General features: G+C 63.8%; 22 protein-coding genes. 7 read left to right on the plus strand and 15 right to left on the minus strand.

What is annotated here, in order from left to right:
• Positions 1-156 precede the first annotated feature (156 nt).
• Positions 157-1,044 carry a DUF4394 domain-containing protein gene (locus CEW83_RS06220; protein WP_108948569.1) on the plus strand — a complete coding sequence of 296 codons (888 nt, stop codon included), beginning with the start codon at positions 157-159 and terminating at the stop codon, positions 1,042-1,044.
• Between the two features lie 14 nt (positions 1,045-1,058).
• Here CEW83_RS06220 and CEW83_RS06225 read toward each other — a convergent pair whose 3' ends face one another.
• The 3 genes from CEW83_RS06225 to CEW83_RS06235 are packed head-to-tail and all read right to left on the minus strand — an operon-like array spanning position 1,059 to position 4,037.
• A complete protein-coding gene (locus CEW83_RS06225) occupies positions 1,059-1,601 on the minus strand; it encodes a hydrolase (RefSeq protein ID WP_108948570.1) in 543 nt (180 codons plus the stop codon).
• Positions 1,602-1,612: 11 nt separating this feature from the next.
• Positions 1,613-3,589 (minus strand): acetoacetate--CoA ligase, encoded by a 1,977-nt coding sequence (locus CEW83_RS06230; RefSeq protein ID WP_108948571.1) that lies wholly within the window; start codon positions 3,587-3,589, stop codon positions 1,613-1,615.
• Positions 3,590-3,629: 40 nt separating this feature from the next.
• The gene (locus CEW83_RS06235; RefSeq protein ID WP_108948572.1) at positions 3,630-4,037 is read right to left on the minus strand and encodes an acyl-CoA thioesterase; all 408 of its coding nucleotides are present in this window, start codon (positions 4,035-4,037) and stop codon (positions 3,630-3,632) included.
• Between the two features lie 176 nt (positions 4,038-4,213).
• Between CEW83_RS06235 and CEW83_RS06240 the strand changes: the two genes are divergently transcribed.
• Positions 4,214-5,857: an electron transfer flavoprotein-ubiquinone oxidoreductase gene (locus tag CEW83_RS06240; protein WP_108948573.1), complete on the plus strand. Its 1,644-nt coding sequence runs from the start codon at positions 4,214-4,216 to the stop codon at positions 5,855-5,857.
• Positions 5,858-5,936: 79 nt separating this feature from the next.
• Here the strand turns inward: CEW83_RS06240 and CEW83_RS06245 are convergent, their stop codons facing one another.
• The 12 genes from CEW83_RS06245 to purL all read right to left on the minus strand — a co-directional run bounded on the left by CEW83_RS06245 (position 5,937) and on the right by purL (position 21,460).
• Complete coding sequence (locus tag CEW83_RS06245) at positions 5,937-6,968, minus strand: DUF481 domain-containing protein (RefSeq protein ID WP_234419007.1); 1,032 nt, start codon at positions 6,966-6,968, stop codon at positions 5,937-5,939.
• Positions 6,969-7,097: 129 nt separating this feature from the next.
• Positions 7,098-7,706, minus strand: coding sequence for a Crp/Fnr family transcriptional regulator (locus CEW83_RS06250; RefSeq protein ID WP_108948575.1), 609 nt, complete (start codon positions 7,704-7,706; stop codon positions 7,098-7,100).
• 151 nt (positions 7,707-7,857) lie between these two features.
• Positions 7,858-10,152 (minus strand): TonB-dependent receptor plug domain-containing protein, encoded by a 2,295-nt coding sequence (locus CEW83_RS06255; RefSeq protein ID WP_108948576.1) that lies wholly within the window; start codon positions 10,150-10,152, stop codon positions 7,858-7,860.
• Between the two features lie 22 nt (positions 10,153-10,174).
• Positions 10,175-10,969 carry a sulfite exporter TauE/SafE family protein gene (locus tag CEW83_RS06260; protein ID WP_108948577.1) on the minus strand — a complete coding sequence of 265 codons (795 nt, stop codon included), beginning with the start codon at positions 10,967-10,969 and terminating at the stop codon, positions 10,175-10,177.
• On the minus strand, positions 10,966-12,024 hold the full coding sequence (locus CEW83_RS06265; protein WP_108948578.1) for a 4Fe-4S binding protein: 1,059 nt from the start codon (positions 12,022-12,024) through the stop codon (positions 10,966-10,968). Before CEW83_RS06265 ends, CEW83_RS06260 begins: the two co-directional genes overlap by 4 nt.
• The gene (locus CEW83_RS06270) at positions 12,017-12,898 is read right to left on the minus strand and encodes a hypothetical protein (RefSeq protein WP_108948579.1); all 882 of its coding nucleotides are present in this window, start codon (positions 12,896-12,898) and stop codon (positions 12,017-12,019) included. The genes CEW83_RS06265 and CEW83_RS06270 overlap by 8 nt, the downstream gene beginning before the upstream one ends.
• A 10-nt stretch (positions 12,899-12,908) precedes the next feature.
• Positions 12,909-15,014 (minus strand): TonB-dependent receptor, encoded by a 2,106-nt coding sequence (locus CEW83_RS06275; protein WP_108948580.1) that lies wholly within the window; start codon positions 15,012-15,014, stop codon positions 12,909-12,911.
• Positions 15,015-15,201: 187 nt separating this feature from the next.
• Positions 15,202-15,603, minus strand: a complete 402-nt coding sequence (locus CEW83_RS06280; RefSeq protein ID WP_108948581.1) for a DUF2946 domain-containing protein — start codon at positions 15,601-15,603, stop codon at positions 15,202-15,204.
• 92 nt (positions 15,604-15,695) lie between these two features.
• The gene (locus CEW83_RS06285) at positions 15,696-16,160 is read right to left on the minus strand and encodes a copper chaperone PCu(A)C (RefSeq protein ID WP_108948582.1); all 465 of its coding nucleotides are present in this window, start codon (positions 16,158-16,160) and stop codon (positions 15,696-15,698) included.
• A 10-nt stretch (positions 16,161-16,170) separates the two neighbouring features.
• Entirely contained in the window at positions 16,171-16,815 is a 645-nt protein-coding gene (locus CEW83_RS06290) for an SCO family protein (protein WP_234419008.1), read from the minus strand.
• A 73-nt stretch (positions 16,816-16,888) separates the two neighbouring features.
• Entirely contained in the window at positions 16,889-17,281 is a 393-nt protein-coding gene (locus CEW83_RS06295; protein ID WP_108948583.1) for a DUF2946 domain-containing protein, read from the minus strand.
• A gap of 243 nt (positions 17,282-17,524) precedes the next feature.
• On the minus strand, positions 17,525-21,460 hold the full coding sequence (purL, locus tag CEW83_RS06300) for a phosphoribosylformylglycinamidine synthase (RefSeq protein WP_108948584.1): 3,936 nt from the start codon (positions 21,458-21,460) through the stop codon (positions 17,525-17,527).
• A gap of 170 nt (positions 21,461-21,630) precedes the next feature.
• Here purL and CEW83_RS06305 point away from each other — a divergent pair, with 170 nt between their 5' ends.
• From CEW83_RS06305 to CEW83_RS06325, 5 genes are read left to right on the plus strand one after another with little or no spacing between them, the layout of a single operon-like run.
• The gene (locus CEW83_RS06305) at positions 21,631-22,440 is read left to right on the plus strand and encodes a phosphatase PAP2 family protein (RefSeq protein WP_108948585.1); all 810 of its coding nucleotides are present in this window, start codon (positions 21,631-21,633) and stop codon (positions 22,438-22,440) included.
• On the plus strand, positions 22,437-23,375 hold the full coding sequence (locus tag CEW83_RS06310; protein WP_108948586.1) for a lysylphosphatidylglycerol synthase domain-containing protein: 939 nt from the start codon (positions 22,437-22,439) through the stop codon (positions 23,373-23,375). The genes CEW83_RS06305 and CEW83_RS06310 overlap by 4 nt, the downstream gene beginning before the upstream one ends.
• Positions 23,372-24,418, plus strand: a complete 1,047-nt coding sequence (locus CEW83_RS06315; protein ID WP_108948587.1) for a glycosyltransferase family 2 protein — start codon at positions 23,372-23,374, stop codon at positions 24,416-24,418. The genes CEW83_RS06310 and CEW83_RS06315 overlap by 4 nt, the downstream gene beginning before the upstream one ends.
• A gap of 2 nt (positions 24,419-24,420) precedes the next feature.
• On the plus strand, positions 24,421-25,962 hold the full coding sequence (locus tag CEW83_RS06320) for an ArnT family glycosyltransferase (protein WP_108948588.1): 1,542 nt from the start codon (positions 24,421-24,423) through the stop codon (positions 25,960-25,962).
• A gap of 2 nt (positions 25,963-25,964) precedes the next feature.
• Positions 25,965-26,711, plus strand: coding sequence for a phosphatase PAP2 family protein (locus CEW83_RS06325; protein ID WP_108948589.1), 747 nt, complete (start codon positions 25,965-25,967; stop codon positions 26,709-26,711).
• The last annotated feature ends 5 nt before the right edge of the window (positions 26,712-26,716 follow it).

Raw genomic sequence — 26,716 nt, forward strand, 5'->3', positions numbered from 1 at the left:
GCAGAACAATTCATCGACTTCGTCCGAAAAGCACCCACAGCCGCCGCTGCCTGCCAAGTTTGCTGGAAACACTCGTGCTTGCGTAATCCTAGCCGAAAAGGCCAAACTCCCGCGCAAACACGGTACGAACGTCACGACATTCCTTCGAGGGCTTCCATGCAAATCATCCGTTCAAGCGCGATCGCGTTCGCTTTCGCATCCGGATTCAGTCTTTCCCAGGCCGCACCGCTCTCCCCGGACGGTCCCTTGAGCACGATGACCTTGCATGCGGTGACGGCATCACACGATCTGATCAGCTTCAAGGCCAAGACCCCGTCGACGGTGACGACCCGCGTCAAGCTCACCGGACTGGCCAAGGATGAGCGTTTGCTCGGCATCGATTACCGGGTTGCCCGAGGCGTTCTGTTTGCGCTCGGCAGCAGTGGCCGGATCTTCACTGTCGACATCGGCAACGGCGCACTCACGCCAGTTGGGGAAACGCCTTTTGCCATCGCGCTCGACGGCCATCGTTTCGGCTTCGACTTCAACCCCGCTGCAGACCGCATCCGCATCGTTTCGGACACCGGGCAGAATCTGCGCGCGCATCCCGATACCGGTGCAATCGTTGATTACAAGGCCGATGAGCCTGGCGTGCAGGCAGACGGCCGCCTCACTTACGACGAAGGCGACCCCAATGCAGGCAAGGCACCACGTATTGTCGCCGCCGCTTATACCTACAATACGAAAAACGAGAAGCTGACCACAAACTACGCCATCGACATGGCGACTGCGACACTCGCGCGCCAGGGCTCGATCGAGGCGGAAGAGCCGATGGTTTCGCCCAATACCGGACGTCTGAAAACAGTGGGCAAACTGGGCGTCGATGGCATCACCGACGCCCATTTCGACATTTCGGACATCTCGAACACGGCCGTCGCCGCGCTCAGCACGGTCGCTGCGCCGGGCTACCGGCTGTACTCGGTCGATCTCGCCACGGGCACGACACACCTGCTGGGCGACATCGGCGCGGGCGAACCCTTGCTCGGACTCGCAATCGAGCCCTGAGCCCGCTGCGGAATCTAGCGGATGAAGTCGCGGTTGATTTCTCGAAACTGGGCAGTGCCGCCGCGCCTCAGCCACTCGAAGGCAACCATTTCGCGGCTGACAATCTCGATGCCGTGACTGCGCATGCGAGCGTAGGCAAGATCGCGGTTCGCCGGGTCGCGGGATCCGGCGGCCTCGGCAACCACGAAGACCTCCTTGCCCGCCCAGCGCAGTTCGAGCGCGGTCTGCTGCACGCAGACATGCGCCTCGGTGCCGCACATGATCACCTGTCGCCGGTCCTCAACCGCCGAACCCTTGAAGCAGCCGTCGGCCTGTGCGGAGAAACACTGCTTGCCGAGGAACAGCGCCGAGGTCGTCACTTCCTTGAGCCGGGGAACGGTATAACCGATCTTCTCCGGAAAATGCTCGGTGACAACGGTCGGCACGCCCAGCCGACTGGCGACGCCTGCGAGCCAGATGCAGTTGTCGACGACCTGCTCGCCATCGTGAATCGCAGGCGCAAGGCCGGTCTGTACGTCGATGATCAGCAGCACCGACTTTTCCGGATTCATCAGCATGGCAGTCTCCCTCAGCTCATCAGTTCGGGACGATCCCGGAACAGGGCGAGCGCTTCCGGATTGGCCAGCGCCTCCTGATTCTTGACCGCGCGTCCGTGCACCACATGACGCACCGCGAGTTCCACGATCTTGCCGCTCTTGGTACGCGGGATGTCGGTCACCTGCAGCACCTTGGCCGGCACATGGCGCGGCGTGGTGTTGTCACGAATGGTCTGCTTGATGCGCTTGATCAGCGCGTCGTCCAGGGCCATCCCCTCGCGCAGCTTGACGAAGAGCACCACGCGCACGTCGCTCGGGTTCTGCGGTGGCCAGTCCTGCCCGATCACCAGCGACTCGACGACTTCGTGCAGCTTCTCGACCTGACGATAGATCTCCGCCGTGCCGATGCGCACCCCGCCCGGGTTGAGCGTGGCGTCGGAACGGCCGTAGATCACCAGTCCGCCGTGCGCGGTGATCTCGCAGAAGTCGCCATGACACCAGACATTGGGGAAACGGTCGAAATAGGCTGCGTGGTACTTGCTGCCATCATCGTCACCCCAGAAGCCGAGCGGCATCACCGGGAAGGGTTTGGCGCACACAAGCTCGCCCTTCTCGCCGCGTACCGGATTGCCGTCGTCGTCCCACACATCCACCGCCATGCCCAGACCACGACACTGGATCTCGCCGCGCCACACCGGCAGCACCGGCGAACCGAGCACGAAGCAGGAAATGATGTCGGTGCCGCCCGAAATCGAGGACAGCTGCAGGTCGGCCTTGATCTCGCGATAGACGTATTCGAAGCCCTCGGCCACCAGCGGGCTGCCGGTGCTCATCAATGCCCTTACGCTGGCGAGGCTGTGCGTTTCACGCGGCTTGAGGCCGAACTTGGCCGCGGCATCGATAAACTTGGCCGAGGTGCCGAAGTGGGTCATGCCCTCGGCGTCGGCGTAGTCGAACAGAATGGTGTTGTCGCTGGCGAAGGGCGAGCCGTCGTACAGCAGCAAGGTCGCCTCGGCGGCGAGGCCGGACACCAGCCAGTTCCACATCATCCAGCCGCAGGTGGTGAAGTAGAACACCCTGTCCTTCGGCTTGACGTCGCTGTGCAGACGGTGTTCCTTCAGGTGCTGCAGCAGCGCGCCGCCGGCGCAATGCACGATGCACTTGGGCACGCCGGTCGTACCCGACGAATACATGATGTAGAGCGGATGGTCGAAGGGCAGCAGTTCGAAGTCGATATCGGTGACATGGTGGTGTGGCTTGACGAAGTCTGCATACATGCGCGCATGCGGCACCTTGCCCAGATCGTGCGCCATGTGCACATAGGGAACGACCACCACGCGATGTACCGAAGGCAGCTGGCGCGCAATGTCGCCCAGCTTGTCGAGGCAATCGATGGTCTTGCCACCGTAGAAATAGCCGTCGCAGGCAATCAGCACCTTGGGCTCGCTCTGGCCGAAGCGGTCGAGCACGCCCTGCACGCCGAAATCGGGCGAGGCCGAGGTAAAGATCGCGCCGATGCTGGCCGCGGCGAGCATGGCCACGATGGTTTCCGGCATGTTGGGCATGAAGGCCGCGACGCGGTCGCCCCTCGTCACCCCCTGCTCGCGCAGTGCCGCGGCAAACTGGGCCACGGCACGGTACAGTTCGCCATGCGACATGCGGTTCTTGACCTGATCCTCACCCCAGAACACCAGCGCGTCGTGACTGTCACGGCTGCGCAGCAGATTCTGTGCAAAGTTGAGCCGCGCCTGCGGAAACCACTTCGCGCCCGGCATGCGATCGCCGTCAACAAGCACCGTATCGCCGCGCTCACCGACCACGCCGCCGTCTTCCCATACGCTCACCCAGAACTGCTCGGGATGCGCGACGGACCAGTCGTACAAGGCGTCGTAATCGGGCAGCGTCACACCCCAGCGTGTTTCCGCCGTACGACGGAAAGCGGTGACGTTTGCGGTTTCAATCCGCTCTGCCGACGGGGTCCACAATGCCTGGTCCAATGCACCACTCATGCCTGTCTCCTCAACTTCAATCTAATTTATTTGTTATTGATTAATCGAACATGCTGCGGATTGTATCCGGCAAGGGCGAAGACTTGCCAGTGCGCGTATCCATCCACACCGTCTTGGCCGCACCGTCGGCATACAGGCGTTCGTCACCATCGACGAAGAGCTCGTACCAGGTCATGACGCTTGTCCGCCCCGGCTCGCCGCCATACATCTTCACCACCACAGTCGCAGGATAGTTGACCGGCATGTAGAAGGTGCAACTGGCATTGATGATCACCGCGCCCACGGGCTCTTCCGGGCTCACGCGAGAGCCCTGCTGCTCGATCCACTCAACGCGCGCCTGCTCGAAATACCTGAAGTAGACGGTGTTGTTTACATGTCCATACGCATCCATGTCACCCCAGCGCACGGGGATGCGGGTAGTCAGCAGCAGTTTTCGTTCAGTCGTCATTCGATCTTCCCTTGATTTGCGTATATCTGCAGCGACAATTTACCATACGCAACCGTACGTCCGACAAGCACACGGCTTGATCGCTCTCTGCAGGCAACTGCAGCGCGCTGCCTCGTATTACACTGCGGCGTGCATGAAATACATACAAATAAAGCTTAAGACAAAAGGAGAACGGGATGGAACGCGAATCCATGGAATTTGATGTCCTGATCGTCGGTGGCGGCCCCGCGGGCCTGGCTGCGGCGATCCGGCTCAAGCAGCAGGCCGAAGCCAAGGGTCAGGACATCTCGGTGTGTCTCATCGAAAAAGGTGCCGAGATCGGTGCCCACATTCTGTCCGGCGCGGTCATGGACCCACGCGCCATCACCGAGCTCTTCCCCGACTGGAAGGAACGCGGCGCACCGCTAAACACTGCAGTCACCGAGGACCGCGTGATCTTCCTCAACGAAACCGGCGGCCGCACGATTCCCAACGGCTTGCTGCCCGGCTGCTTCGTAAACCACGGCAACTACATCGTGCGCCTGGGCAATGTCGCCAAGTGGATGGGCGAGCAGGCCGAAGCGCTGGGCGTGGAGGTCTATCCGGGATTCGCTGCAGCAGAAATCCTGTACGACGAAAACGGTGCGGTGAAAGGCGTGGCCACCGGCGACATGGGCCTCACCCGCGAGGGCGAGCCCGGCCCCAACCATCAGCTGGGCATGGAACTGCATGCCAAGTACACCCTGTTCGCCGAAGGCTGTCGCGGCCACCTGGGCAAGCAGCTTGAAGCCAAGTACTCGCTGCGCGATGGTGTCGATCCGCAAACCTACGGCATCGGCATCAAGGAGCTGTGGGAGGTCCCGGTCGAGAATCACCGCCCCGGCCTGGTGGTACACACCGCCGGCTGGCCGCTGCCGTCCGACACCTACGGCGGTGGCTTCGTCTATCACCTCGAAGACAACCTGGTGGCCGTCGGCTATGTGGTCGGTCTCAACTACAGCAATCCCCACCTGTCGCCGTTCGAAGAGTTCCAGCGCTACAAGACCCACCCCGAGATTCGCAAGTACCTCGACGGCGGCAAGCGCCTGGCCTATGGTGCGCGCGCCATCGCCGCCGGTGGCCTGCAAAGCCAGCCGCGACTGATCTTCCCCGGTGGCGGTCTGATCGGCGACGACGCCGGCTTCCTCAACGCTGCGCGCATCAAGGGCAGCCATGCCGCGATCAAGTCCGGCATGCTCGCAGCTGACGCTGCGCTCGACGCCCTGGCCGGCAACCGCCAGCGCGATACGCTTACCGCCTACCCGTCGGCATTCCAGGACTCCTGGCTGCACGAAGAACTGCACAAGACGCGCAACTTCAAGCCCTACATGAAGAAGGGCCTGTGGATGGGTTCGCTGCTGTTCGGCATCGACCAGAAGCTGTTCGGCGGCAAGGTGCCGTGGACGCTGCACAACAGCGCCGACCACGTCACCCTCAAGCCGGCAGCGGAGTGCCCGAAGATCGACTACCCGAAGCCGGATGGCAAGCTCACCTTCGACCGTCTGTCGTCAGTGTTCCTGTCGAACACCAACCACGAGGAAGAGCAGCCCTGTCACCTGCGTCTGAAGGATGCCTCGGTGCCGATCTCGGTGAACCTCGCGCTCTACGATGCCCCCGAGCAGCGCTACTGCCCGGCCGGTGTGTACGAAATCGTGCGCGACGGCGATGGCAATGCGCCGCGTCTGCAGATCAACGCGCAGAACTGCGTGCATTGCAAGACCTGCGACATCAAGGACCCGACCCAGAACATCAACTGGGTAGTGCCACAGGGTGGTGAAGGCCCGATTTACCAGGGCATGTAAGCACACACGAAAACGGAGCGCTCAGGCGCCCCGTTTTTTCAGCGGCGACCCCGGCCGCAATTCATGCCGCAATGGCGCCTCACCACTCGTAGCCGACACCGAATTGCAGGCTCAGGTCAGCCGACTTGCGCCCCTCGGCGGGCTGCCCCTCCCAGTCGACCACGCCCTGCACCTGAGCGCTCAGGCGCTCGATGATCGGCAGCCGGAAGCCGGTGCGCATGCGCAGGGTCACGTCGCTCGCGTCACGGATGTTCATGTAGCCATCCTGCTGATGAAAGAACTCCGCAGAGCGTCCGATCAGCCAGTGACGGTAGCGCACGCCCCAACCGACGGCTGGATAACTCTGATCATCGGTGTCGACGCGATTTTCTCTGACGAGATCGAGACCGCCCTGAACCGAGAGCCCGGTCTGATCATTGTCGATCACCTGCAAACCCAGGCCGGAACCGGTGGAGAAGCGCAGATCAAGATCCCGGAAGCGATCGCGCTCAACCGTGGTCCGGCCATATATGAAGCGCTTCTTGCTGACGAACCAGTCACGGTCTGCGCTGACGAGCAGATTGGAGGCACTCACGTCGTCACCTTCCGTGCGCTCCTCGCCCTTTGCGCGCAGGGTGAAGCGGGTCTTCTTCGCCACCCCGGTCAACTCACCCTCGGCAACCAGATGGGTGGTTTCGCTGTTTCCGCTGACCGAGTTACCCGCCAGATTCACCCGTCCGCTGTACTCGAATCCCTCGCCGGACTGGCTTGGCGTCGGGTTCAGGTAGGTAATGCGATCGAGCTTGAGGGGCGGCACCTCGGGCACTTCGGCCAGGCGCACCGCGCGTTCCTCATCCGAGCGCTCAAGCCGGGTGTCGAGCCGGCCTTCGTTGCTGCGCATCATCACATTCACCGGCTGGTCGGTGCTGAGGGTTTCGACCATGCGCCAGTCGATGCGCAACACGCCTGCATACTGGGTCTTGAACTTCAGCCCCTCGGGTGTCTTGCTGATTACGGTGCCGGAAAGGCGATCACCATTGGTGAGCAGGACCTCGTCAGCGCGGCCCGAAGCCGCCACTGACGCGAGAAGGGTAAACAGCAGAACACGACTCAGCGGTCGAATTGCGGGCACGGAAATCATGGGGCGAAGTGGCGTCGGGGGATGTCGCGGTGTCGAAATGCACTGCGTACGCAAGCCTAGGTGGAAATCGCCCATCTTGCAATGCAGCAAAACACCTGCTTACCACTTGCTCCGCGAGATTTACCCGCGCGTGCCGAGCACCGAATCGGCAGTAACGTGACGCGAGCGATAGCGCCCGGATACCTCAAGCGTGCCATCGGCCCCGAGGTGGCTGATCGTCCTGGAAACGGTCTCGACCGACAGGTCGGTGATCTCGGCAATATCCTTGAGTCTGGGCAAGGCCAGACGCGCTGCTTTCCGGCTTCGGGTCAGACCGGCGGTCATGAATTCGAACAGTCGCCGCACGCGGTCGCCCGCCTTGCCGCTGCGTAATGCAAGCACCTCAGCCATGCGGCGCTCGGTTGCCGCCAGCATGCCGAGCAGCAACTGACCGCTCGGCTCGGCCTGATCGGCACACCAGGGTTCGAGCACACAGGCCGACAGCGCGCGAGCGGTAAACGTGTAACGGCCAAACAACAGCGTCTCGGCACCGATCACATCACCGGTGACAGCCATGCCGGCGAACTGCAGGCCATCCGGTCCGGGCTGATCCAGCCGCACCGTCCCCGACACCACCCGCCACGACGTGCCCTCGGCACCCCCCTTGTAGATCGTTTGCCCGCGGGGGATGGGGCCGGACTTCACGCCTGCCTGCACTGCCTCGGCCAAATCATCGCTCTCTTCGTTCATCTTCAGACTCCCTGCCACCTGCCGACTTCAATCATATGCCATTCGTACGCGTCCTCTGTGCTTTCATTCAGCGCTGGCGCACACACCGGGCCTGCAGAACAGGCGCTCGATGTGTGCGTCCGGGCACAACCTGATGCCCGGGTGTGCTGCATCAGAACGTCACGGTCACGCCCGCATAGATCGAACGCCCCACCCCTGGCACCAGGGTTCCCCACGCCACATCGGTGCCAGACATGGTCTTGCCCTGCCCGAGGTAAGCGCCGCCGAGCGGGTGATTGTAGAAGCGATCGAAGACGTTCTCGACCCCGACATCGAACCTGAGCTGCTTCCACTCGTAGCTGCTGCGCAGGTGCAGCAGACCGTAGCCTGCCGTTTCGACCTCGTTGCGTGTTGCCGAGACCTTGTCCTTGTCGGCGACCAGTTCGAGTTCGACGGTATTGGTCCAGTTGCCCAGCTTCTGTTCAAGCGCCAGCCGCGCATTGAGCGGCATCATGTTGTACAGATTGTCGCCCGTTGTCGGGTTCTTGCCTCTGACATAGCTCAAGCTGCCTTTACCGGCAAACACGCCCATCGCCTGCGTCGTACCCAGAAGCATGTGTCCCGCGACGTCCACCCCGTACAGGCGCGCAGATTCATTGACGAAGCGCAGATAGACGAAGCCATCCGTCCGGGTCAGGTTCGCGGCGGTACATGACGCACCGCCACTGCTGCAGCGCTCGGCATCGATATAGTTGTCGACGTAGGTAAAGTACGGGGTGACCTTGAGCCCCCACGTTGCGCGATTGGCATCGTGCCAATCGGCAGTGGCACTCACCGTATGTGCGACTTCGGGCTTCAGGTCGAGGTTGCCCACATAGCCGTTGCCGTCACCCGCCATGTTGATCATGCGCATCGCCATGCCATTGGTGGACCAGGCATAGCGCTCGTAAAGGTTGGGCGAGCGCGTCTTCTGCGCATAGCCGAACTCGTAGGATTGCGTCGAGGACGGCGCATATCGGGCCAGTGCCGCGACATCCAGGTTCTGGTCGGTCTTGCTGCGATCGGCGGCGTTGAAGGCAGCCTCGTCCGTTGCGCTGAAGGTCGGGCTGTAGCCCTGAACCGTGTCCGCATCCATGCTCACGGTTTCGTGACGCAGGCCGAACTGTGTCAGCCATTGCGGCGTCCATGCGGCCTCCCACTCGGCAAACACCGCAAAGCGGTCACGCTCGCCATTGCGGATATTCCAGAACGTGTTGGGCGACATGCCCTTGCCGGACGCCTCCCACCAGTCATCCAGCCGATACTGCTGAACGTCGCCCCCCACTCGCAGAATGTCGCGTTCGGACAGGACGAGATCGCCCTTCAGCGACACCCCGGTGTTGTTTCCCTTCGTGTCCATCGGCATGCCCGCCGCCCTGCCGTTCATGCCCGGCAGAATCGGACCCGCAATACCATCCGAATTAGGCACGTTATTGGGACCATACCAGTACAGCTTGTCGTCACCGAACTGCATCTCGTGACGCGTGGTCTCGTTGTAGGCCCGCGCCTCAAGCGCGCCCCAGTCGAACGTCCCCTTGTAGCTCAGATTGACCTGCTCGCTATGGTTGCCCGTCATGTCCATGCGCTGATTTGGCCAGCCCTGCTCCGGGATGTCCTGAACGCCCAGCTTGAGTTCCACCAGGTGGTTCTCATGGCGGTAGCCCATTGCAAGCGACTGGTTGGATGTCTCGTACGCAGAAGAGCCGACCTCGTCACCGTCCAGCCAGCCGCGACCGGCGGCAGCAAGGCCTGCAGCCTTGAAGTCGCCGCCGGCCTCGTAGTTGTCTGCCTTCGCGGTTGATCCGCGATAGCTCACGCTCAGCGACTCATTGGCAAAGCTGGCCGACAGGTTCGCGCCAGTCGCATCGCCGTTGCTGCGGTAGAACGCACCGATCTCACCCTTGAGCAAGTTGCCCTCGCCCGGGCGGGCAAACTCCGGATCGGGAGAGTCGACGAGAATGGTGCCACCGATGCTGTCACCGCCGAGACTCACCGGCGTGATCCCTGCGAACACCTGAACGCTCGATACGTTCGACGGATCGATATACGACAGCGGCGGGTTCATGTGATTGCCGCAGGCCGAGATCAGATCCATGCCATCGACCTTGATCCGCAAGCGGTCATCGGCAAGACCGCGAATCGCGGGCAGGCTCGATACGCCGCCAGCGCCGTAGAGCGAGACCCCCTCCACATCCTTCAGCAGGCTGGCGGTATCGCTTGTGCCTGTGCGCTTGCCTGCGACATCGGTCTGGTTCATTTGTCCGCGCGTCTGCGGCAAAGGCGCAAACCCGGGGGCGGACACGACAATCTCGTCAAGCTTCGATGCTGTTTCGCTGCCCGCAACCACCTGTGCAAGCGCTGCGGGAGCGCAAAAGGCCATGGCAAGCGCCAGCGTCAGGCGAGTGGGTTTCACGTCAATCACATTCATCTATATCACTCCGGAGGGAAAATCAAAACAACAACAAACGTTTAAGGCCGAGGACGATCAGCACGGCGCCCGCGCCACCGCCCATCCAGCCCGCCAGCCAGCTGCGGCCATCGAGCAGACGGCTGCCAAGCACGCCGAACAGGGGCACGAGCAGCAGCAGGGGCGTCACCGCTGCCCCCATGCCGAACGCAAGACCGTGACCGAAGCCGGCACCGGCACTGCCCGACAGCGCACACACCGTTAGCAGCCAGCCCAGCGGTGCACACGGGGTGAGGCTCAGCGATGCACCAAGCAGGAATGGCGGCAAGGACGCCCCGCGGCGCAAGGCACTGCAGCCGGAGGCGTCTCCGGCGGGAATCCGCAACGCCGCGGAAAACGCCCGCCTGCTGACGAAATGCATGGGCTGCGCGGCGGCAGGGACGGACGATGGGGCAGTTCGACCCGGAAGGCGGCGGGCCAGATTGCGCAGGATGGGGAGCAGCAGCCATGCTCCCGCAAAGCAACTGGCCAGCCCGATCGACAGGTTGCCCACGCCGCTGGCCAGCCAGCGCGACAGGACCTCTCCCAGAGAGCCCGCCAGCAACCCAAGCAGACCGTAGGCGAACACCCGGCCACCAATGAAATGCCACGTGTCCGCCATTGCGCTGTCGTGCCCTCTGCCACGTCCGAGCACCCAGGTTCCCATGAAGGGCAGGCACGTTACGGTGCAGGCCGTGAGGCCCATCGACACGCCGAGCATCATCGAGCCGAGCAGGCCGAGTTCGCCTTGCGGCCCGCCAAGCAAGGTCAGCGGATAGTCCGTCAGCGCGGCATTCATGATTGGGCCCCGGTCGTCGGCTTGCGCACGATGCGAATCGGCTTGACCGTGCCATCGGGCATCTCCGCGGCCATCCGCTTCCTGTAGTAGTCACGTGACGAGCGGAAGAGCGTGAAGGGCCCGAGCTTGACCTGAATCACGTCGTCATCGGGACAGAACTCCGCACACCGCCCGCACAGCGTGCAGTCATCGTGGTAAGCCTTGCGTCCGTGCTCGGTGTGAATCTCGGTAATGTCCATCGGACAGGCCTTGGCGCAGATTCCGCACTTCTCGCACTTGTCATGCGGCTTCTTGACCAGTCGTGCGAGCGAGAGATGGCGGAAGGCGGCATTGAGCGCCAGCATCGGACAGATGCGACAGAAGGGCTGGCGGATGGCAAGCGCGCCAACCGCAACGAAGCCGAACAGGGTGTTGCCGAGTGCGCCGATGGCGAACCCCCATGCGCTTTCCATGGTGAGTGCGAACTCGTTCGTATTGCCGCTGAGCAAGGTGGTGGCAATGCGCGAGGGGCAGACATCGCAGTACGGATTGCCGAACTCGTGCGGAGTGACTCCGAGCCCCGTGAGCAGGGGAAACACCAGCACCAGCGCCAGCACCACCAGCCATTTCACCGGCCGCACCCTCCCCAGCCTGTCGCCGGAGAGGCGGTGAAGGGGCAGCGCAAAACGGCGTCCGATACGCTGGATGATCTCCTGCAGGGTGCCGAGCGGACACACCCAACCGCAGAACGCCTTGCCCAGCACGAAGAAGAAGGTCAGGAAGGTGAGCATGGTCATCGCCAGCGGCAGCAGGATCTTCAGCGTCACGTCCTGCGCCTTCACCAGCGCTTCACCCACACGGTGGTGCATCTGATGCTGAAGGGGGATCAGCACACAGTAGCTGCCGTTCTGCATGTCATAGGCGCAGGACAGTGCGGGCAAGGCATTCGATATTTTCTCTGCCGAGTAATGCCCCACCACGCTGGCGCCCCAGACGGTTACGAACAGCATCACGATCTGTACCCACAGCCGTAAGCGCGACAGGCTCGGAAACACGGACTTGAGTGCCTCAGGCATGGTCGCTCTCCTTGCGCCGTAACAGCGGGGTCGCAATCATCATGCCGACGAACCCGAATGCTGCACCCCAGGCAAGGCTTCGACTGCGCTCGGCCTCTGGCACATAGACATGATTGAAAGCGGTCAGGTAGGTCTGATCGCCTGTGCTGTAGGCCGTCGACAGGACGAAGCCCGCGCGCTCGCGTCTGCCATGGGCGCCGGCCTCGACCTTTTGTGCGCCGAAATCGCGCGGAAAGACGAGGGTCGCGACACCTTCGTCGTCAGTAAAGGCCATCGAGCGGCTACCGTGCTCGGTCTCGAGCGTCAGCGCCTGCCCCGGCAAGGGCTGTCCCTGCCAGCGCACGAGAAAGCGCCATTTCTCGCTTTCCCGATAGTGCGCATGCTCGCGCGGCAGGGGCTGCGGCACGATCTCGAGTTCGCTCTTCCGCCTCTCCAGCAAGGACGTGGGCGCGTCTCCCGGATTGCTGAAGTACCACACGGTCGACGCGACGCGAGTCACACCGTTGCGCACTTCGCGCGCCTGGGCCCAGTGGTAGTTGCCCATCATGGGCGCGGACGCCTGGATGCTTGCCCGCCCGTCCGCCACCGGGTAATCGACCACACGCCTTTCGGAAGCGCCACCCGGCGCGAAAACCGTGACCTTGTCCGCGTCAATGCCGGACAGACGCAGCGCGGCAGCACCGCGCCCACCACCAAAGGAGGCAGACAGCGTCGGCAGACTGCTCCACGGAGCACCCGTCGCACGCGCCACCGCTTTGGGGCTTACCGCGGTCGATGCGCCTTGTCCGACGACCGGCGAATGATCCTGGTGCTGCGCCTGTGCGCCGCCAACAATGAGCAGTCCCGCCAGCAGAACATGAACCTTGAGTATCATCGTCTGCACCTCAGCGGAAAGCGTAGCGATACGTCAGCATCACCTGACGCGGGGAAGCTGCGGTGTAGGTGACCTTTCCGCTGGCGTCCTTCTTGACCTCGAAGGCGTAGCGTTTGTCGAACAGGTTGTCGACGTTCAGGGTCAGCGAGTGCTGATCGCGCTCGTAGCCCACCGACAGATTCGTCACCCAGTCCCAGCCGTCGTACTTCTCGGTGTTCGCGTTATCCAGCCAGTACTCACCCCAGTTCAGCCCGGCCAGTCGGGCATGCCAGCCGCTGGCCGACTTCCAGCCGATGAAGACACCGTACTGGTGGCGCGGCACGAAGGGCAGCGTATTGCCCGAGCGATCCTGGTTGACCACGGAGCCCCCCACCCGGACCGGTTCGCTGAAGCTGTCGTAGGTGTAGTCCGACCACGCGTAGTGACCGCCGACGTCGAAGCCGCCACCCAGGTTGAAGCTGCCGGACAGCTCAACCCCCTTCTTGTCCGTCTTGCCCGCGTTGGCATACTCGGTCACCCCGCCGGTATTGACCTGGACGATCTCGTCCTCGACAGTGGTCGAGTACGCGCTGGCATCGAACTGCCAGTCACGACTGCGACCCTTGATACCGAACTCCACATTGCGCGACACCGGCGCGTCGAGATCGGGGTTGCTGGAGATCTCGCCCGACGAGGGCACCTGCCCCGCCTGCGCAACCATGGCAAACAGGTTGATCGCATCGTTCAGCCTGTAGCTGACCGCAAGCTTGGGTGCAGGCAGGCGAAAGGTCTTCTCGGTTTTGGCAAAGCCGTCACCGGCAACGTACTTTCCGGACGCGTAGTCGTAGCGCTTGATCTCGTTGGTCTCGTCTTCCATCCGGATGACGTCGTAGCGAAAACCCGCATCCACGATCCAGCGCGGTCCCGGGCGCCAGGATTCCTGCAGGTACACGGCGCTGAGCACGCTTGAACTCGTGCTGGTCGACGCCAGTTCGCCCTTGGCGTCGGACAGCGTGGACCGAATGCGTCCGCCAGGCGTGGTGAGCACGTCGCGATACTGGTACTTGACCGAATCTGGCACCTCTTCCTTGCGCGCGGTGACGCCGCCTACCAGGGTGCCGTTACCATGGTTCCAGCTGGCCTCGAGATCGGTACCAAGATTCACGACCCAGTCGCGGGTCTCGTTGATCAGGCCGGTGACCGGGTGATAGTGGTACCAGGTGTTGTAATAGAAACGCGGCTTGAAGGTGAAGTCTCCGCGCTCCATCTCGAGCCGCGAATTGAAGAACCACACCTTCGAGTAACGACCGGAGTTCTTCCACGCCTCCGATGTATCTTCCTGCTCTCCGGTGCGCTTGAAGCTCTCGAACAGGGTCTGATCCATCGCGCCGGGCAACTGCATGTTGGCCTCGGCGTAGGACAGTTCGCTCTCGAGCACGTCCTGCTCGGTCAGAATCCAGCCGTGCTTGAGCGAGGTCTGCGTGGTGTCGAAAGCGTTCCAGCTGCGCCAGTCGTTATCCATCTTGCGATGCGTCGCCGTCACCGCGAGTGCATGGCGCTCGCCGACGATGCCATGGCGGAGGTGGTAGTTCTCTGTTCCGTCGGTGCCGAAGCCGACTTTGGCGTTGTTGGCCGTGGTGTCGAAGACCGACTTGGAAAACACCTGGATCGCACCACCGGCACTGCCGGAGGCGAACAGGTTGCCCGGGCCCTTGGCCACTTCGATGCGCTCGATGTCCTGCGTGTCGACGAAGTCGAGCCGGGTGAAACTGTCGGGATCAGACAGCGGCACGCCATCACGCAGCACCATGATCTCGCGTATGCCATAGGCGGCCTTGAGGCCCGCACCGCGGATGATCAGCCGGGCGTCGAAACCGCCGTTCTTGCTGTCGATGAGGACGCCGGGAATCTCCTGCAGCGCCTCCTTCATGTTGAACATCTTCTTCTCTGCCAGCGCCTCCTTGCCGACGACCGCGATCGCCTGCGGAACGTCTGCTGTCTTGCGTTCCTCACGGGTCGCGGTCACGCTGATCTCGTCGAGGATCGGGGCTTCTCCGCCGGCCGCATCCGAGGCAGCGGCAGGAAAGGCCGCGGCAATTGCCAGGCAGACGAGGCTGATTTTCGGGCTGCAATACATTTCCGGTACCTGTTCTCAAAGTGCTTTGAAGACTCGTCGATTCATGCGGAACGCGGCCAGATCGCGAACGAACACGCGCGGGCAACCGACACCTGGAGCGTTTCCGGGTGCATTCAGGCGCAAGACGCATCAGATCGTGCGGCTGGGGCGGGCCAGCGTCATGCGCATGGCGTACGACGAGAAATAATCAGGAGAGAGCAGGTGAAACGGGAGGGCCGCGCGAGAACGCTGCGAGCCAGACGGTGCGCAGGCGCGGGGGTTCGGAAGGCTGAACAAAGCGGGCGCTGCCATCGAAAACCGCCTCAAGAACGAGGGGCGACAAGCCTGGCAGCAAGGCTGCGTGCCCGGCGTGCGGCAGGCAGAACGGACAGGCATTGCGCTCGCTGCCGGTTTCGAGCGGGGTGTCACGCTCCTCCTCCGCCGACAGATCGACCAGGATCATGCCGCCGGTGGTGCAGATCTCCGTCCACCGTCCAGGATCGCTCGCGCGCAGCAGCGCCTGCCCTAGTACGGGCATGAGCGCGCTCAGCAGGATCACGAATATCGCGACCCGCGCAGCAAGCACCTGGTGATGGAAACGTCTGATCATGAACAGAACGGGACTGAATCGGAACGGTGGAAACGCGCCGGCCGAGCTGACACCGCACCCAGTGCGGATGTCCGGCTGACCGGCCCGGGTGATCAGTGCATCTTGTTCATCTGCATGCCGCCGGCCGCGCTGTTGAGCGGACGCACCGGCGCATTGATCTCAACGCTTTCACGCTTGCCGTCCTTGCCTTCGACGACAACGGTCAGCGGCACCATGTCACCCTCTTTCACCTGTGCATTGAGGTTGATGAGCATGACGTGATAGCCGCCGGGCTTGAGCTCGACCGCCTTGCCGGCCGGCAGATCCAGACCGGGAATGGCGCGCATCTTCATCACATCCTTCTCCATGACCATCTCGTGCACTTCAACCACTTTGGCTGCGGGCGAACGAACCTCCACAAGCTTGGCATCCACCGGCGACGTGATCTGCATGAATGCACCGGTCGCTTTCTGTTGCGGAACGGTAGCGCGTACCCAGGGCTCAGTGACGGAAACCTGCGCAAAGACGGCAGACGAAATCAGTGCAGCACACAGCGAGGCGACGATCTTCACTTTCATGGTGTTCTCCTTAGGGGCGGGATGAAGCTGTTTGAATCAGGGTCTGCACATCGGCCGCAACGGATTCGGCCGTACTCTGGTAGGACACGGCGAGGCGCAGGCGCCCTGCCGGATCAAAAACGTAGCTCGTTGCGGTGTGATCCATCGAGTACGAGCCGCCAGTCGGCACCTTGCGATAGAAAACACGGAATTCGTCGGCAACCTTGCGGGTTTCCTCGAGACTGGTATAGAGCCCGAGGAAGTCGGGGTCGAACGCAGCGGTATAGGCCTTGAGTACACCGGGCAGGTCGCGCTCGGGGTCGACACTGACAAAGATCACCTGCAGCCTGTCGGCATCGTCGCCGAGCAGTTGCCGCACCTGCGCGGCGCGCGACAGTGCAGTCGGGCAGATGTCCGGGCATTGGGTGAAGCCGAAGAACATCATCACGACCTTGCCGCGAAAGTCAGCGAGACTGCGGGTCGCGCCGTCGGGGTCGAGCAGGCTGAAGTCGTGGCCGAAGTTGGCGCCGGTGATGTCGGTATTTCTGAAGCTGACCGTCTCCCTGTTGCAGGCGCTCAGCGCCATTGCAATGAACAGCCCCATCAACAGGACGAGCAGCGTACGCAGCAAGAAGGTCCGCGCCAGTGCGGCGTGGAAGAAATCGTGTAAAGGCATGAATACCTCCGGAATCGGTGATTGCACAGCGCACGCCGCGCACAGGGTGCGGGCAGCACGCGTTCAGCGACGATCAGGAGGCAGCGGGTGGCGCGCGCGGACTCGAAGCCGTCCACGCAAACAGTGGCCGGGGAGCGGAGAAGAAAAGCGGGGGTTCAAGCGCGGCCATGCCGATGACGGCAAATCCGGCGGACAGCTCAGGTGGCAGACCGAACGAGCCTGCGTGCGGACAGCAATAAGGGCAGGATGCAGTGGACGCGCCGGGCGCGTCGTCGCCTTGTTGCCCGCTGTCCGCATCGACCGCAATCCATTGCATGCCGGACGCCGAGCACACCTCAATCCAGCGCTGATGGCCATCCCCGAGCACCGTCATTGCCTGGCTCACCGCAGGCGCAAGCGCACCGAGCAGGATCGCAAGCGTTGCGAACCAGGCAGCAAGGCGGAACTGGCGTCTTCGGATGAACATCAATCAGGGTCGGGGCAAAGGGGCTGGCGTGCAGACTGGCAGGGTGTCCGGTAATGTCGGCCGATTATAGACGTTTCGACACAATGAAACTTGACCCAGATCATTTAATGCTGTGCGACGCGCGCCTGCAGCACTGCGCACAGACAGTCCTGAATGGCACAACGAGGTGCCGGTTCCCCGGTCACCCCGTTGTCACACCCGAACCGGGTCGGGCGCAGAATCAGCGAACAGGCGCCGAGCCGATCAGCCCAGCCACTTGCGCGCGTTGCGGAACATGCGCAGCCACGGCGAAGCGTCCGGGCTCTCGTCGATCATCCACTGCGGTGCCCACGACATCTGCAGCGTGCGAGCGGTGCGCTCGGGGTGCGGCATCATGATGGTGAAGCGGCCATCTGCCGTGGTGAAGCCGGTTGCACCCAGCGCCGAACCGTTGGGGTTCTGCGGATAGGTTTCGGTCGGCTGACCATGGTTGTCGACATAGCGCAGCGCCAGCAGCGCCTTCTCGCGGTCGGCTTCAGCCGCGAACACCGCCCTGCCCTCGCCGTGGCTGACGACGATCGGCATGCGGCTGCCGGCCATGCCGGCGAGCAGGATGGACGGGCTGTCGACCACCTCGGTCATCACGAAGCGGGCCTCGAACTGCTCGCTGCGGTTGCGATGGAAGGTTGGCCAGGCGTCTGCACCCGGAATGATCGGTGCGAGGTGAGCCATCATCTGGCAGCCGTTGCACACGCCCAGCGCAAAGCTGTCAGTGCGCCCGAAGAAGGCTTCGAACTCTGCACGCAGCCTGGGGTTGAACAGGATGGACTTGGCCCAGCCCTGCCCGGCACCGAGCACGTCGCCATACGAGAAGCCACCGCAGGCAGCCAGGCCGTGGAAGTCGAGCAGTTGCTTGCGGCCGGACTGCAGATCCGACATGTGGACATCGACCGGCTCGAAGCCGGCACGCTCGAAGGCCGCTGCCATCTCGAACTGCGAGTTCACGCCCTGTTCGCGCAGCACCGCGACCTTGGGTCGGGCGCCGGTGGCGATGAAGGGCGCTGCGACGTCGTCCTTGACGTCGAAGGACAGCGCGACCGACAGACCGGGGTCGGTCGCATCCGCGAGACCATCGAACTCCTGCTGCACGCACTCGGCGTCGTCGCGCAGACGGGCGATCTGGTAGCTGGTCTCGGACCAGGCCTGCATCAGCTCGCTGCGGCTGGCGGCAAGGATACGCTTGGCACTGCGCCAGAAGCGGATTTCGTCCTTGTCGTTGGGCTCGCCGATGAAGTGATAGGTCAGGCGGGCTTCACGCAGAATCTCGGTGATCTTCGAACGCTCGTCACGACGGATCTGGATGACCGCACCGAGTTCTTCGGCAAACAGGCCGGAGATCAGCTTGTCATCGAAGCGGCCCTTGAGCATGTCGGGCTTCTTCTCGAGGCCATCGACATCGTTCATGTAGGGGTCGTAGCAGACGGTGTCGAGCACCAGCGACAGGCCGCACTTGCTGGCGAACGCCATCTCGCACACGGCTGCGAACAGGCCGCCGTCAGAACGGTCGTGATAGGCCAGGATCAGGTCTTCGCGACGCAGACGCTGGATCGTGGCAAAGAAGGCCGCGAGCTGCTCGGGGTCGACATCGGGTGCATGCTCACCCACCGAGTTGAAGACCTGTGCCAGCACCGAACCGCCGAGGCGGTTCTTGCCATTGCCAAGGTCGATCAGCATCAGCTCGGTTTCAACACCTTCGGGCAACTGCAGTTGCGGCGTCAGCGTGCGACGGATGTCGGTCACCGGCGCAAACGCGGTGGCGATCAGCGACAGCGGCGACACCACCTGCTTGTCCTCGCCATTGTCGGCCCATGCGGTGCGCATCGACAGCGAGTCCTTGCCCACCGGGATCGACACACCGGCCTTGATACAGAAATCCGACACCGCCTTCACCGTGTCGAAGAGCTTGGCGTCCTCGCCGCGATGGCCGGCAGCTGCCATCCAGTTGGCCGACAGTTTGACGTCGCCCAGGTCGGCAATATCGGCCGCGGCGATGTTGGTAATCGCCTCGGCCACAGCCATGCGTCCCGAAGCCGGCGCGTCGACGCAGGCCAGCGTAGTGCGCTCGCCCATGGCGAAGGCTTCGCCGCGATAGCCCTGGAAACTCATCGCGGTAACCGCGACGTCGGCCACCGGCACCTGCCACGGTCCGACCATCTGGTCGCGCGCGGTCAGGCCGCCCACCGAGCGGTCGCCGATGGTGATCAGGAAACGCTTGCTTGCCACGGTCGGGTTACGCAGCACACGCAGGCCGGCGTCCATCAGATCCATGCCGGTCACGTCGAACGGCGGCAGATGGACGGCGCGGCGCGAGACGTTACGGGTCATCTTCGGCGGCTTGCCGAGCAGGACCTGCATCTCCATGTCGACCGGCTTGTTGTCGAAATGACGGTCGCTCACGGTGAGGTGACCGTCAGCGGTCGCGGTACCAAGCACCGCGAAGGGGCAGCGCTCCCGCTCGCAGAAGGCGCGGAACTGGTCGAGGCTTTCCGGTGCGATCGCGAGCACGTAGCGCTCCTGCGATTCGTTCGACCAGATCTCGCGCGGGCTCATGCCCGGCTCTTCGATGTGCACTTCGCGCAGTTCGAAATGCGCGCCCAGGCTGGCGTGGTCGGCCAGTTCCGGCATCGCGTTCGACAGACCACCCGCGCCGACGTCATGGATAGCGATGATGGGGTTGGCCTCGCCCTGCTGCCAGCAGGCGTCGATCACTTCCTGGCAGCGGCGCTGGATTTCGGGGTTGCCGCGCTGCACCGATGCAAAGTCGAGATCGGCAGCGTTGGTGCCGGTCGCCATCGACGAGGCGGCACCGCCGCCCAGGCCGATGAGCATGCCCGGACCGCCAAGCTGAATCAGCAGCGTGCCCGGCGGGAAGGTCGGCTTGTGCGATTGCTGTGCCTGGATGCTGCCCAGACCGCCGGCAATCATGATCGGCTTGTGGAAACCGCGCACCTCGCCCTGCACTTCCTGCTCGAAAGCGCGGAAGTAGCCGGTCAGGTTGGGACGGCCGAATTCGTTGTTGAAGGCTGCGGCGCCGATCGGCCCTTCGATCATGATGTCGAGGGCGGAGGCGATGCGCTCGGGCTTGCCGTAAGGCTTTTCCCACGGCTGCTGATAGCCCGGGATGTTCAGGTTGGAGACCGAAAAACCGGCCAGGCCCGCTTTCGGGCGCGAACCGCGACCGGTCGCACCTTCATCGCGGATCTCGCCACCGGCGCCGGTGGCTGCGCCCGGGAAGGGCGAAATGGCGGTCGGATGGTTGTGGGTCTCGACCTTGGCGAGGATATGGGTTTCCTCGCTGTGGTAAGCGAAACGACCTGCTGCGTCCGGATACAGGCGCTCGATGGTGGCGCCCTCGATGACCGAGGCGTTGTCCGAGTAGGCCACGACCGTACCTTGCGGATGGGCCTTGTGGGTGTCCTTGATCATGCCGAACAGGGTCTTCTCCATCGGACGGGCATCGATCACCCAGTCGGCGTTGAAGATCTTGTGGCGACAGTGCTCGGAGTTCGCCTGGGCGAACATCATCAGTTCGACATCGGTCGGATTGCGTGCGATTCGGGTGAAGTTCTCGACCAGGTAATCGACTTCGTCGTCCGACAGCGCGAGCCCCAGCGTACCGTTTGCCTCTTCCAGCGCAGCGCGGCCGCCACCGAGAATATCCACCGAGGTCAGCGGCTGCGGTTCGTAGTGATGGAACAGGGCGTCGGCCTCGTCCATCTTCGCCAGCACCGACTCGGTCATGCGGTCGTGCAGCCTCGCCAGCAACTCGGACCGGGCATCAACGCCCTTGCCCGCCAGCGTGAAGGCCGTACCGCGCTCGATGCGCACGACCTTGTCGAAACCGCACTGATGCGCGATATCGGTCGCCTTGGAAGACCACGGCGAGATCGTGCCCAGACGGGGAACGACCAGCATCATGGTGCCGGCCGGCGCCGTCGGCGTCTCCGGCGTGGCACCGAGCAGATCGACCAGACGGGCGGTCTCTTCGGCGTCCAGCGCGGCATTCAGTTCAACGAAATACCAGTGCTCGGCGGCCAGCCCCTGCAGTTTGGGCAGCACTTCGGCCACACTGCGGGAGAGACGATCCAGGCGGGACCGGGAGAGCGCGGCAGCGCCACGGAGCTTGAGGATTTGGGTCATGTCTGTCGAAACGCGAAAAAAGAGGTACCGAACAACGGCAATCGGAAGCGCGGAATTATACCCGAGGCGCTCCCTCCCCCGACGCGGATGAAGCGTCTGTGACAAAGCTGCGCGGCTAGAAGTACGGGGGATCAGCTAAAATGCGCCTTTGTCTGCCCGCCCCACGCCCGATGAGCGCCTCCGTTTCACGTTTCGCGAGCGATGATTCACCCTCGATCGGGTGGTTCGTCTTCCCTGCCGCAGTGTGCGCACTGTGTGCAGCAGTGCTGGCTGCGCTCGGCCTGAACGAGACCTGGTTCATCGCCTGGAACACCGCTGCAAGCGGCATCGCACCGGGATTCGTGTGGGCCGGCATCACCAACCTGGCCTCGACGCTGGGCGCCTTCGCGTTGATCACGCCTGCACTTGCGTGGCGCCCGCGCTGGCTCGCAGCCACCCTGCTCGCGGCCCCCGTCGCCACCCTGTATACCCACGGCCTGAAACAGCTTTTTGCCGAACCACGCCCTGCCGCCGTTCTCGCGCAGGATCAGTTCAACGTTGTCGGCCTGCCGCTGCGCACCGACTCCTTTCCCTCCGGACACTCGCTTACCGCCTTCGTCATAGCGGGCGTGATCGTGCTCTGTGCCAGCCCTGCGGTGCGCCGCCAGTGGGCGTGGGTCGTCCTCGCGGCTGCGGTTCTGATGTGCTTTTCCCGCGTCGCCGTCGGTGCGCACTGGCCGCTCGACCTGTTTGCCGGGGCGGCGGGTGGATGGCTGAGTGCGGTCATCGGCGTGCGCTGGTCCGCTCACTGGCGCTTCTGGGAACGCCGACGCGGCGTGCAGACCATGGGGGCGCTGATGATCCTGGTCGCCGTGCTGCTTGCGTTCGAGGACCTCGGCTACCCGGAAGGGCTGTGGATGCAGTACCTGCTGGTGGTGTGGGGCATGGCCGGCGCCGTTTTCGCACTGGTGCGCCCGATGACCTGCAAGGTGCCCACATGAAGCGCGCCATTGCAATCCTGCTCAGCCTCGGTCTGCTGGGCTGGTTTCTCGCCGACGCCCGCTGGCAGACCCTGGGCGCGGCGCTGGGCCGCCTGACGCCTGCCATCGTGGCCGTGGCCGTGGCCGGCTTTGCCGCCAGCTACCTGCTGCGCGCACTGCGCGTGTACGACGAATTCCGTCGCGATGCCGCGGGCCGCTTCGGCGCCTGCGTGCGTATCGTGCTGATGCACAATGCGATGGTCAATATCGTGCCCTTCCGGGGTGGCGAGGCCGCATTCCCGCTGCTGCTGCAGCGTACCTTCGGCACGCCGCTGCCGCGGGCGATTGCCTCGCTGTTCTGGTTCCGCCTGCAGGATGCGCTCGTGGTCGGCATGGTCGCCGTCGCGGTATGGCCCGAACTGCCTCTGGCATTGCGCATTGCGGGCCTGGTCGCGCTCGCCGTGTTTGCCTGGGGGCTGCCGCGCTGGGCACGCAAGCCACATGACTGGGCAGAGCGCGGTGCGTTCGCGGGCAAACTGGCGAAGCTGCGCAACGCCTTTGGCGAATCCACCCGTCACGCCCGCTTCGGCTGGCTATGGACGGTTTCCAACTGGTCGGTGAAGCTCGCCGCGCAGGCGTGGTTGCTCGCAGCCCTGCTCTCCACCGGCATGCCCGAGGGCGCAGCCGGTGCGCTCGGCGCAGAACTCGCCGCCATTCTTCCGATTCAGGGCGTGGCCGGTTTCGGCACCTACGAAGCCGGCGCCGCCGCCGCCCTGCTGCCCGCCGGCATCGCCTTCGGCGACGGCCTGCAGGCGGCACTCGCCCTCCATCTTTTTGTCATTGCCTGTGCGCTGAGCGCAGGTGCGCTGGCCTGGCTGTTCCCGAACGCCGGCCCGGCATCTGCCGCAACGACGGCACAAGCCCATTCATCTTCCGAGAGTGCATCCCGTTCATGAACAAGTCGCCCCTGCCCCACGCCGAACCGCAGATCCCCGAGGGCCTGCCCGAGCACACCCTGTCCGTGGTGGTGCCGATGTACAACGAGGCGGAGAACGTCGAGCCGCTGCTCGACCGCATTCATCTCGCCCTCGGCCCCTACCCGTGGCCCTGGGAAGTGGTGCTGGTCGATGATGGCAGCTCGGACGCCACGCCGCTTGAGCTCGCGCGCTGCGCCAAGCAGTTCGGCCCTCACGTCCGTGTTGTCGAGCTGATGCGCAACTTCAAGCAGACCGCCGCGATGCAGGCCGGGCTCGATGCCGCCCGCGGCAGCGTGATCGTGACCATGGACGGCGATCTGCAGAACGACCCCATCGACATCCCGCGCATGGTGTACCGCCTGCTCACGGAAGATCTCGACCTCGTGGCTGGCTGGCGCAAGGATCGCCAGGACGGGCTGCTGCTGCGCAAGATTCCGTCGCGCATCGCCAACCGCCTGATCGCCCGCCTCACCGGCGTGCATCTGCGCGACTACGGCTGCAGCCTCAAGGTGTTCCGCGGTTCCGCCATCAAGAGCGTGCGCCTGTACGGCGAAATGCACCGCTTCATTCCCGCGTGGCTGGCGACCGTCACCACGCCGCGACGCATTGCCCAGGAAGTCGTCACCCACCACGCACGGGTGTTCGGCCAGTCCAAGTACGGCATCTCGCGCACCTTCCGCGTCATTCTCGACCTGGTCTTCGTGTACTTCTTCATGCGCTTTCGCACGCGTCCGGGTCATTTCTTCGGCGGCATCGGTATCGGCCTCGGCGCCCTGGGCAGCCTGATCCTGGCCTACCTCGGTTTCGTGAAGATCTTCCTCGGCGAAGAGATCGGCACCCGGCCCCTGCTCTTCGGCGGCTTCTTCCTGGTGATTGCGGGCGTGCAGATGGTGACGTCCGGGGTACTGGCAGAGCTGCTCACCCGGGTCTATTACGAGTCGGGCACGTCGCGCCCCTACCTTTCCCGCCCGGCCGTCGAACTTGCAGCGGATGAGGGCTGGCGTCAGCCCGTCGAGGCGTGAGCATGCTGTCGCGCAACCCCGTCGTCGCCACCCTGATCCTGCTGCTGCCGCTGGCGAGCTTCTTTCTGCTGCTGGGCGGTGCGCCGCTGTTTGACGTAGACGAAGGTGCCTTCTCCGAGGCAACCCGCGAAATGTTCGCGCGCGGGGACTTCCTGTCGACCTACCTCAACGGCGAGCACCGCTTCGACAAGCCGATTCTGGTGTACTGGTTTCAGGCGCTGGGCTACCTGATCTTCGGTGCCACCGAGTGGGCCTTCCGTCTGCCTTCCGCAGTTGCGGCAGTGATCTGGAGCTACGCCACCTGGTATTTCGCGCGCCAGCGTTTCGGCCCGGACACTGCGCTTGCCGCACTCGCCGTCGCCGCCACCGCCATCGGCCCCTTCGCCATCGGGCGTGCGGCCACCGCCGACGCCCTGCTCAACATGCTGCTGGCGCTGGCACTGTTCGATGCCTGGCGTCATCTGGAGTCGGGCCAGCGCACGCCCTTGCTGCGCAGCTACGTCTGGATTGCGCTGGGCGTGCTCACCAAGGGGCCGATTGCCCTGATCGTGCCAGGCACGGTCACGCTGCTGTACTGCGCCACGCGCGGAGAATGGAAGCGCTGGGCACGCTCCGTGTTCGACCCCACGGGCTGGGCGATTCTCGCCGTCCTGGTTACACCCTGGTACGTCTACGCGCTGTTCACCCACGGGCAGAACTTCATCGACGGCTTTATCCTCAAGCACAACGTCGAACGCTTCACCGGCACCCTTGAGGGGCATACCGGCAGCCTGTTCTATTACATCTTTGCCGTTCCGCTGCTGCTGCTGCCATGGACCTCGCCGCTGATCGCATCGCTGCGCAACATCCGCGCCGACGCGGGCACCGGCGTGCGCCGTTTCCTGTGGATCTGGGCCGGGTTCGTCGTCGTCTTCTTCTCGCTCTCCGGCACCAAGCTGCCGCACTACGTGCTCTATGGCTCGACGCCGCTGTTCCTGCTGATCGCAGCACACCGCGACAGCCTGCGCCGGGGCTGGGTGCACTTCGCACCGCTCACCCTGCTGCTAGCGCTGTTCGTGACCCTGCCGCTGGTGTTCGATCTGCTCTCGGCGAGCTCAGCGGGCAATGCCTATTACCGTGCCCAGCTCGGCGATGCGCTGGCGCGTGCCGATGCGATCTACTACACCGTCACCCTTGCCTGCCTGCTGCTGTGGCTGGCAGTCGCATTTCGCCTGCCGGCGGGCATCTGGTCAAAGATGATGGCGGGTGCGGCGCTGCAGGTACTGGCACTGACCACGGTCGTCGTCCCCTGGGTCGGCAACGTGCTGCAAGGACCCGTGAAGGAAGCCGCAGCCTTCGTACGCGAGCGGCCCGAGCCCGTGGTGGCATGGCGGCTCGACGTGCCCAGCCTCAGCGTCTACCGCGAGGCCGTCACACCCTCGCGCGCGCCGCTTGCCGGTGAGCTTGCCGTCACCCGCATCGATCGCGTACCTGAAACCGGATACGAAACACTGTTCCTCAAGGGCGGTGTTGCAGTTGTCAGGCAGCAAACCGCAGAGGAATGAACATGGACGCAGCACAGACCCCGAGCGGCACTGCTCATGAAGGCGGACCGCGCAGCCGCCTCACCCTGATCATGCTGGTCAGCATGCTGGCCTGTTCCGCACTGTTCCTGCTGTGGCCTGAAATCGACCTCCGTACCAGCGCTGCCTTCTACACCGAGGGCAGCGGCTTCTGGGGCGAGCGCAATGCATTCGTGATGGCGCTGTACCGGGGCATTCCGATGATGTCCAACGCCATCATCATCGGCCTCTTCATCGCACTCTTTGCCTACATGTTTCAGCGCGGCCTTCAGGGTGCCCGCAGGCGCATCCAGGTCGGCTACCTGATCACGGCGCTCATCCTCGGGCCTGGCCTGCTGATCGACGTCGTGCTGAAGGATCACTGGGGACGGGCGCGACCGGCAAAGGTCACCGAGTTTGGCGGCGCCGCGACCTTTTCGCCCGCCATCATTCCGACCGATCAGTGCGGCAAGAACTGTTCGTTCGTCAGCGGCCATGCATCGGCAGGCTTCTATTTCGTCAGTCTCGGCTTTCTCGGCGGGGTTGCAGCCCGCCGGCGGTGGACGCTGATCGGACTCGGACTCGGCGCGGTCTTCGGATTTGGTCGCGTCGCACAGGGCGGACACTTTCTGAGCGACATCGTCTTCAGTTTCTACGCAACCTGGTTCGCCGCGTGGCTGGCATGGGTGATGTTCAGAAAACTCGGCTGGATGAGCGACCCCGACGAAACCGGGGCCACCACGCCCCGCTGATCCGG

Origin of the sequence: Parazoarcus communis (assembly GCF_003111645.1) — a bacterium.
GTDB lineage: Bacteria > Pseudomonadota > Gammaproteobacteria > Burkholderiales > Rhodocyclaceae > Parazoarcus > Parazoarcus communis_A.

Coding starts and splice junctions, on each gene's coding strand:
- CEW83_RS06240 (WP_108948573.1), top strand. CDS start 4,214: ATGGAACGCGAATCCATGGAATTTGATGTCCTGATCGTCGGTGGCGGC.
- CEW83_RS06315 (WP_108948587.1), top strand. CDS start 23,372: ATGAACAAGTCGCCCCTGCCCCACGCCGAACCGCAGATCCCCGAGGGC.
- CEW83_RS06250 (WP_108948575.1), bottom strand. CDS start 7,706: ATGAACGAAGAGAGCGATGATTTGGCCGAGGCAGTGCAGGCAGGCGTG.
- CEW83_RS06275 (WP_108948580.1), bottom strand. CDS start 15,014: ATGTATTGCAGCCCGAAAATCAGCCTCGTCTGCCTGGCAATTGCCGCG.
- purL (WP_108948584.1), bottom strand. CDS start 21,460: ATGACCCAAATCCTCAAGCTCCGTGGCGCTGCCGCGCTCTCCCGGTCC.
- CEW83_RS06225 (WP_108948570.1), bottom strand. CDS start 1,601: ATGCTGATGAATCCGGAAAAGTCGGTGCTGCTGATCATCGACGTACAG.
- CEW83_RS06320 (WP_108948588.1), top strand. CDS start 24,421: ATGCTGTCGCGCAACCCCGTCGTCGCCACCCTGATCCTGCTGCTGCCG.
- CEW83_RS06230 (WP_108948571.1), bottom strand. CDS start 3,589: ATGAGTGGTGCATTGGACCAGGCATTGTGGACCCCGTCGGCAGAGCGG.
- CEW83_RS06255 (WP_108948576.1), bottom strand. CDS start 10,152: ATGAATGTGATTGACGTGAAACCCACTCGCCTGACGCTGGCGCTTGCC.
- CEW83_RS06280 (WP_108948581.1), bottom strand. CDS start 15,603: ATGATCAGACGTTTCCATCACCAGGTGCTTGCTGCGCGGGTCGCGATA.
- CEW83_RS06270 (WP_108948579.1), bottom strand. CDS start 12,898: ATGATACTCAAGGTTCATGTTCTGCTGGCGGGACTGCTCATTGTTGGC.
- CEW83_RS06220 (WP_108948569.1), top strand. CDS start 157: ATGCAAATCATCCGTTCAAGCGCGATCGCGTTCGCTTTCGCATCCGGA.
- CEW83_RS06285 (WP_108948582.1), bottom strand. CDS start 16,160: ATGAAAGTGAAGATCGTCGCCTCGCTGTGTGCTGCACTGATTTCGTCT.
- CEW83_RS06290 (WP_234419008.1), bottom strand. CDS start 16,815: ATGCCTTTACACGATTTCTTCCACGCCGCACTGGCGCGGACCTTCTTG.
- CEW83_RS06310 (WP_108948586.1), top strand. CDS start 22,437: ATGAAGCGCGCCATTGCAATCCTGCTCAGCCTCGGTCTGCTGGGCTGG.
- CEW83_RS06265 (WP_108948578.1), bottom strand. CDS start 12,024: ATGCCTGAGGCACTCAAGTCCGTGTTTCCGAGCCTGTCGCGCTTACGG.
- CEW83_RS06235 (WP_108948572.1), bottom strand. CDS start 4,037: ATGACGACTGAACGAAAACTGCTGCTGACTACCCGCATCCCCGTGCGC.
- CEW83_RS06325 (WP_108948589.1), top strand. CDS start 25,965: ATGGACGCAGCACAGACCCCGAGCGGCACTGCTCATGAAGGCGGACCG.
- CEW83_RS06295 (WP_108948583.1), bottom strand. CDS start 17,281: ATGTTCATCCGAAGACGCCAGTTCCGCCTTGCTGCCTGGTTCGCAACG.
- CEW83_RS06260 (WP_108948577.1), bottom strand. CDS start 10,969: ATGAATGCCGCGCTGACGGACTATCCGCTGACCTTGCTTGGCGGGCCG.
- CEW83_RS06305 (WP_108948585.1), top strand. CDS start 21,631: ATGAGCGCCTCCGTTTCACGTTTCGCGAGCGATGATTCACCCTCGATC.